This window comes from Escherichia sp. MOD1-EC5950 (assembly GCF_002965345.1).
In the GTDB taxonomy this organism is placed as follows: Bacteria; Pseudomonadota; Gammaproteobacteria; order Enterobacterales; family Enterobacteriaceae; genus Escherichia; species Escherichia marmotae.
This window is the reverse complement of the sequence record NZ_PTSR01000131.1, coordinates 1-520: the sequence shown is the minus strand read 5'-3', so window position 1 is coordinate 520 and position 520 is coordinate 1. Positions and strand designations below refer to the sequence as shown.

Here is a 520-nt window from a genome sequence, read left to right as displayed (position 1 = left end):
ACGCATAAACGCACAGGAGCAGTTGCGGCAGATGGAGAAAGAACTGGTGATTGACAGAGAGAAGACGCTCTGATGGAAAACAAAGAGTGTTCCTGTAAGGATGATGTACGGAATCCCGGTGCCTTGCCTTTGTTGTCTCTGGCACCATTACAACGTGACATTATCAAAATTGTGGCATTTCTGGCGATGGCAGGTGACCACATTGCCACAGCATTTCATGTGGGGAGTCCCTGGCTTAACCTGACCGGGCGGTGCGCATTCCCGCTTTTCGCACTGATGGCGGGCTGTAACCTGGCGGGGCGGCAGATACGACAGGCTGCCGTAAATCGCCTGTGGCTGATGGCAGTGCTGGCGCAACCCGTGTTCTGGCTGGCATTTCGGGGTACAGGAAATCAGTGGTGGGAGCTGAACATTCTGTTCTGCTTTGCTGTGGTGATGCAGGCGGTCTGTTTCTGGCAACGCCCTGATGCCATAAAAGGTGCCATAACCGGAACCATGCTGGCACTGTATCTGCCGTTCA

1 protein-coding gene is annotated in these 520 nt (G+C 54.0%); it reads left to right on the top strand.

Annotated elements, in window-relative coordinates; translation table 11 throughout:
- Positions 1–72: 72 nt before the first annotated feature.
- Positions 73–520 (top strand): type-F conjugative transfer system pilin acetylase TraX (gene traX, locus BEA93_RS24645; protein ID WP_105267701.1); only part of this gene is annotated, 448 nt, incomplete at its 3' end.